4 protein-coding genes and 2 pseudogenes are annotated in these 5,842 nt (G+C 71.7%); 2 read left to right on the top strand and 4 right to left on the bottom strand.

Features of this window, described 5'->3' with window-relative positions; all coding sequences use genetic code 11:
• Positions 1-55: 55 nt before the first annotated feature.
• From KBX53_RS19605 to deoC, 3 genes are read right to left on the bottom strand one after another with little or no spacing between them, the layout of a single operon-like run.
• A complete protein-coding gene (locus KBX53_RS19605; protein ID WP_210860883.1) occupies positions 56-880 on the bottom strand; it encodes an aldehyde dehydrogenase family protein in 825 nt (274 codons plus the stop codon).
• A complete protein-coding gene (locus KBX53_RS19600; RefSeq protein ID WP_030328990.1) occupies positions 873-2,303 on the bottom strand; it encodes an aldehyde dehydrogenase family protein in 1,431 nt (476 codons plus the stop codon). The genes KBX53_RS19605 and KBX53_RS19600 overlap by 8 nt, the downstream gene beginning before the upstream one ends.
• 6 nt (positions 2,304-2,309) lie before the next feature.
• Complete coding sequence (deoC, locus tag KBX53_RS19595; RefSeq protein WP_030328982.1) at positions 2,310-3,269, bottom strand: deoxyribose-phosphate aldolase; 960 nt, start codon at positions 3,267-3,269, stop codon at positions 2,310-2,312.
• Positions 3,270-3,402: 133 nt separating this feature from the next.
• Here deoC and upp point away from each other — a divergent pair, with 133 nt between their 5' ends.
• A complete protein-coding gene (gene upp / locus KBX53_RS19590; RefSeq protein ID WP_030328980.1) occupies positions 3,403-4,035 on the top strand; it encodes a uracil phosphoribosyltransferase in 633 nt (210 codons plus the stop codon).
• A gap of 72 nt (positions 4,036-4,107) precedes the next feature.
• Positions 4,108-4,774 (top strand): annotated as a pseudogene (locus KBX53_RS19585) (GPP34 family phosphoprotein).
• A 130-nt stretch (positions 4,775-4,904) separates the two neighbouring features.
• Here KBX53_RS19585 and KBX53_RS19580 read toward each other — a convergent pair.
• Positions 4,905-5,842: pseudogene (locus KBX53_RS19580) on the bottom strand (phospho-sugar mutase); the annotation flags it as partial.

Below are 5,842 nucleotides of genomic sequence, written 5' to 3'. Positions count from 1 at the left end.
GACGAACCTGGCCCACGTCAGGGCTCCCCGGAAAACCAAGAGGCCAACCCGGCGCTCACACCCCCTTGGGATGCCAGACCGTCTTCGTCTCCAGCAGCGCGGTCATCCGGGCCAGGCCCGGGTCGGCGAACCACTCCGCCGCACCGGACGCCGGCCGGAGCACCCGCTTGAGGTTCTCCGCCGCCTTGACCTCCAGGTCGGTGGCGAGCGAGGCGTCGGTGACCCCGGTCAGGTCGATCGCGTTGACGTCCATGTGCGCCGCCAGTGTCGGCGCGGTCTCGGTGATCGCGCCGGTGAGGATGTTGACCACGCCGCCGGGCAGGTCGGAGGTGGCCAGCACCTCGGCCAGCGTCACCGCCGCCAGGGGCTCGGACGGCGACGCCGCGACCACCACCGTGTTGCCGGTGACGATCGCCGGGGCGATCACACTGACCAGGCCGAGCAGCGCCGGCCGCTCCGGGGCGACCACCGCGACCACGCCGGTCGGCTCGGGTGCGGAGATGTTGAAGTACGGGCCGGCGACCGGGTTGGCGCCCCCGTACACCTGGGCGAGCTTGTCGGCCCAGCCGGCGTACCAGACCCAGCGGTCCACTGCCGCGTCCACCTCGTCGCCGGGAATGCCCAGGGCGACGAACTGCTCGCGGCGGCCCTCCAGCATCTCGGCGGCCCGGTAGAGGATCTGACCCCTGTTGTACGCGGTCGCGCCGGCCCAGCCCTTCACGGCGGCGCGGGCGGCGACCACCGCGTCCCGGGCGTCCTTGCGGGAGGCCAGTGACACATTCGAGGACTGCACGAGATACGACCGTCCCGACTCGCTGCGCGGGAACTTCCCGCCGATGAAGAGCTTGTACGTCTTGCGTACCGCGACCCGCTCAGACATTGAGGTAACCCTCCAGCCCGTGCCGGCCGCCCTCGCGACCGTAGCCCGACTCCTTGTACCCACCGAACGGCGAGGTGGGGTCGAACTTGTTGAAGGTGTTGGCCCAGACCACGCCGGCGCGCAGCCGGTCGGCCATCCACAGGATCCGGGAACCCTTGTCGGTCCAGATCCCGGCCGACAGCCCGTACGGCGTGTTGTTGGCCTTTTCGACGGCCTCGGCCGGGGTGCGGAAGGTGAGCACCGACAGCACCGGGCCGAAGATCTCCTCGCGGGCGATCCGGTGTGCCTGGGTGACGCCGGTGAAGATGGTCGGCGCGAACCAGAAGCCCCGGTCGGGCAGCTCGCACGGCGGCGACCAGCGCTCGGCGCCCTCGGCGGAGCCGGCGTCGGACAGCTCGCGGATCCGCTCCAGTTGGGCGGCCGAATTGATCGCGCCGACGTCGGTGTTCTTGTCCAACGGGTCGCCGACCCGGAGCTGGGCCATCCGCCGCTTCAGCGACTCCAGCACCCGGTCGGCAACGTTCTCCTGCACCAGCAGTCGTGAGCCGGCGCAGCAGACGTGCCCCTGGTTGAAGAAGATGCCGTTGACGATGCCCTCGACGGCCTGGTCGATCGGGGCGTCGTCGAAGACGATGTTGGCGGCCTTGCCACCCAGTTCCAGGGTGAGCTTCTTGCGGGTGCCGGCGACCGACCGGGCGATGGCCCGACCCACCTCGGTGGAGCCGGTGAAGGCGACCTTGTCCACGTCGGCGTGCTCCACCAGCGCACGACCCGTGTCGCCGGCGCCGGTGAGGATGTTGACCACTCCGGCCGGCAGGTCGGCCTGCTGGCAGATCTCGGCGAAGAGCAGCGCGGTCAACGGGGTGGTCTCGGCCGGCTTCAGCACCACCGTGTTGCCGGCGGCGAGCGCCGGGGCGATCTTCCAGGCCAGCATGAGCAGCGGGAAGTTCCACGGGATGACCTGCGCGGCCACCCCGATCGGCTGCGGGTTCGCGCCGAAGCCGGCATGACCCAGCTTGTCGGCCCAGCCGGCGTAGTAGAAGAAGTGCGCGGCGACCAGCGGCAGGTCGACGTCGCGGCTCTCCCGGATCGGCTTGCCGTTGTCCAGTGACTCCAGGACGGCCAGCTCGCGGGAGCGCTCCTGGATGAGCCGGGCGATCCGGTACAGGTACTTCGCCCGGTCCCGGCCCGGCATCGGGCCCCAGACCTTGTCGTACGCCTTGCGGGCGGCGCGTACCGCGCGCTCCACGTCCTGGGCGCCGGCCTCGGCGATCTCGGCCAGCACCTCCTCGGAGGCGGGGTTGATCGACTTGAAGCTGCCACCGTCGGTCGGGTCGACGAACGTACCGTCGATGAACAGCCCGTACGAGGGCTTGAGGTCCACCACCGAGCGGGACTCGGGGGCGGGGGCGTATTCGAACATCGGCTATCAGTCCAGGGTGAAGTAGTCGGGACCGGAGTAGGTGCCGGTCGTCAGCTTGGTGCGCTGCATCAGCAGGTCGTTGAGCAGGCTGGACGCGCCGAAGCGGAACCAGTCCGGGTCGAGCCAGTCCGGGCCGACGGTCTCGTTGACCATCACCAGGTACTTGATCGCGTCCTTGGTGGTCTTGATGCCACCGGCCGGCTTCACGCCCACCTGCCGACCGGTCGCCGCGCGGAAGTCGCGGACCGCTTCCAGCATCACCAGGGTCACCGGCATCGTCGCCGCGACCGGAACCTTGCCGGTGGAAGTCTTGATGAAGTCGCCGCCGGCCAGCATGGCCAGCCAGGAGGCCCGCCGCACGTTGTCGTAGGTGGCCAGCTCGCCGGTCTCCAGGATCACCTTGAGGTGGGCATCGCCGGAGGCTTCCTTGGTGGCCACGATCTCGTCGTAGACCTCCTTGTACCGCCCGGCCAGGAACGCGCCACGGTTGATCACCATGTCGATCTCGTCGGCGCCGGCCGCGACGGCGGCCCGGGTGTCGGCCAGCTTGATCTCCAACGGCGCCTGGCCCGACGGGAAGGCGGTCGCCACGCTGGCCAGGTGCACACCTGATCCGCGCAGCACCTCGGCGACGTACGGGACCATCGCCGGGTAGACGCAGACGGCGCCGACGTGCGGGCAGGACGGGTCGGCCGGGTCGGGGCGCAACGCCTTCGCGGCGAGCGCACGCACCTTGCCCGGGGTGTCCGCCCCCTCCAGGGTGGTCAGGTCGACCATCCGGATCGCCAGGTCGATCGCCTGGGCCTTGGCGGTGGTCTTGATGGAGCGGGTGCCGAGCTGTGCCGCCCGCTGCTCCGCGCCGACCTGGTCCACGCCGGGCAGGCCGTGCAGGAAGGTCCGCAGAGCGGTCTCGGATCGTCCCAGCTCGGAGAGCTCCGACCGGGCCGACGTCGTTGTCGCCGTCATGCCGAGAAGTCTACGCACCGAAGCGCCGAGTGATCTTGCTCACGAGCGCTGAGTGACGTCCCGACGTGAGCGGCGTCCCTGGTCCGACCGCACCGGCACCGCCGCGCGCTACGGACCGGTAGGTTGAGCGATCGTGGACGTACACGTCATTGACCACCCGCTGGCCCAGTCCAGGTTGACCGCCATGCGGGACGCGCGCACCGATTCCTCGACGTTCCGGGCCGCGCTGCACGAACTGACCACCATGCTGGTGTACGAGGCGGCGCGCACCTTCCCCGTCGAGCGGTACCCGGTGCAGACGCCGGTCACCGGCACCGAGGGCACCCGGCTGGCCAACCCGCCGCTGCTGGTCCCGGTGCTGCGCGCCGGCCTGGGTATGGCGGACGCCGCGTTGGGCCTGCTCCCGGAGTCCTCGATGGGTTTCGTGGGCCTGGCCCGCGACGAGGTGACCTACGAGCCGCGCGCGTACATGGAGTCGTTGCCGCGCGACCTGACCGGGCTGCCGGTCCTGGTGCTCGACCCGATGCTGGCCACCGGCGGTTCGCTGGAGCACTCCTGTCGGCTGTTGGCCGAGCGCGGCTGCACCGACATCACAGTGCTCTGCGTGCTCGCCGCCCCGGTCGGCATCGAGCGGCTGGAGCGCTCCGGCCTGCCGTTGCGCCTGGTCACGGCCTCGATCGACGAAGGGCTCAACGACAGCATGTTCATCGTCCCCGGGCTCGGCGACGCCGGAGACCGCCAGTTCGGTGGCATGCCCCGCTTCTGAGGTGATACCCGGTGGGAACCGGGTTCGGCGGGTCCGTGCACGGGGTGCGCGGACCCGCTACCGTCTCCGGCCATGACTGGTGTTGCGCTCGCCGAGGAGTTGCTGCTCCTTGCCTACGACGACACGACCGGCAAGGCGACCATGCCGCGGATCAGCCTGGACCTGGGCATGGCCGCCGCGGTGCTGGTCGAGCTGGCCCTGGCCGGCCGGATCGCGTACGCCGACGGGTCGTTGACGGTGCTCGACCCGACGCCGACGGGCGAGCCGTTCAGCGACGACGTCCGCCGCCGACACCCCGCACACCCCGGCGTCCTGGGTGCAGCGCCTGCGGCACGGCCTGCGCGACCGGATCCTCGCCGACCTGTGCCGGCAGGGCGTCGTCCGGGACGTGGACGAGACCGAGCTGGGCTTCATCCACGTGCACCGTTACCCGGTGGTGGACTCCTCGGTCGAGGCGGAGACCCGGCAGCGGCTGGCCGAGGCGCTGACCGGCGCGGCGGCCCCGGACGAGCGCACCGCCGCGCTGGCCACCCTGGTCGTGGTGCTCCGGATGGAGTCCGCGCTCGGGGTGAGCGGGGAGGCCGCCGCCGACGCCCGCCGCCGGCTGACGGAGATCGCCACCGGCGCCGGGTTCTCCGGCGAGGTGAGCACCGACGACTCGGTGGTCCGCCCGTCGGTCGGCCTGGTCGTCGCCGCCCTGGCCACCGCCGTCGACCAGGCGCTCGGCCCGCGCCGCTGACCGTCGGGTCGACCCCGCTCGACGTCCCCTGTGCTCTGCACCCGCCCCGGCGCCACCGGACGCCAGTCGAATGGCGCTTCCGCGGGTGCAGAGCAAAGGGCGGACTTGTTGTGGGTGGGTGCTGCGGGGTTCAGATGCCAAGGGCAGCGCTGACCTCGGCGCGGAGCGCGGTGACGGCCGACGCCGCCCTGCTGCGGGCCGTCGGTACGTCACCGTCCACGACCGGTTCCACCACCTCGAGGTACGCCTTGAGCTTCGGCTCGGTCCCGGACGGGCGGATCACCACCCGGGCCACAGCGGTGCGCAGGATCACCACGTCCGACTCGGGCAGCAGGTCCCGAACGCTGTCCACCGGCTGTCCGAGCAGGGTGGCCGGGGTGGTCGTCCGGATCCGGGCCATCGCGTCGGCGATGATCCGCAGGTCGTCCACCCGGGCGGAGAGCTGGTCGGTGTGGTGCACGCCGAACTCGGCGGCCAGCTCGTCCAGCCGGTCGGTCAACGTCCGGCCCTGCGTCTTCAGGCCGGCGGCCAACTCCGCCACGGTCAGCGCGGCGGTGATGCCGTCCTTGTCCCGGACGTGCTCCGGGGCCACGCAGTAGCCGAGCGCCTCCTCGTAGCCGAAGACCAGCGGCGCGCTGCCACCGCCGGCCCGCACGATCCACTTGAAGCCGGTGAGCGTCTCGTCGTAGGGCAGACCCCGGGCCGCGCACATCGCCCGCAGCAGCGACGACGACACGATCGTGGTGGCGTAGAGCCCGGTCACCCCCCGGCGCATCAGGTGGTCGGCGAGCAGGACGCCCACCTCGTCGCCGCGCAGCATCCGCCAGCCGTGGTGGTCGTCGCGGACGACCACCGCGCACCGGTCGGCGTCCGGGTCGTTGGCGATGGCGAGGTCCGCGCCGGTGGAGTCGGCCAGGGCGATCAGTCGGTCCACCGCACCCGGTTCCTCCGGGTTGGGGAACGACACGGTGGGGAACGCCGGGTCCGGCTCGGCCTGGTCGGGCACCACCCCGGGGGTCGGGAAACCGGCGCGGGCGAAGGCGGCGGTCAGCACCGCCGCGCCCACCC

It is taken from the genome of Micromonospora sp. M51, from assembly GCF_018070305.1.
GTDB classification, from domain to species: Bacteria; Actinomycetota; Actinomycetes; order Mycobacteriales; family Micromonosporaceae; genus Micromonospora; species Micromonospora parva.
The sequence above is the reverse complement of the archived record's forward strand: the minus strand, read 5'-3'. Positions and strand labels throughout refer to the sequence as shown.

What these genes read in the sequence shown, in the direction of transcription:
- KBX53_RS19605 (WP_210860883.1), bottom strand. Translation starts at nt 880, where the DNA reads ATGTCTGAGCGGGTCGCGGTACGCAAGACGTACAAGCTCTTCATCGGC.
- deoC (WP_030328982.1), bottom strand. Translation starts at nt 3,269, where the DNA reads ATGACGGCGACAACGACGTCGGCCCGGTCGGAGCTCTCCGAGCTGGGA.
- KBX53_RS19600 (WP_030328990.1), bottom strand. Translation starts at nt 2,303, where the DNA reads ATGTTCGAATACGCCCCCGCCCCCGAGTCCCGCTCGGTGGTGGACCTC.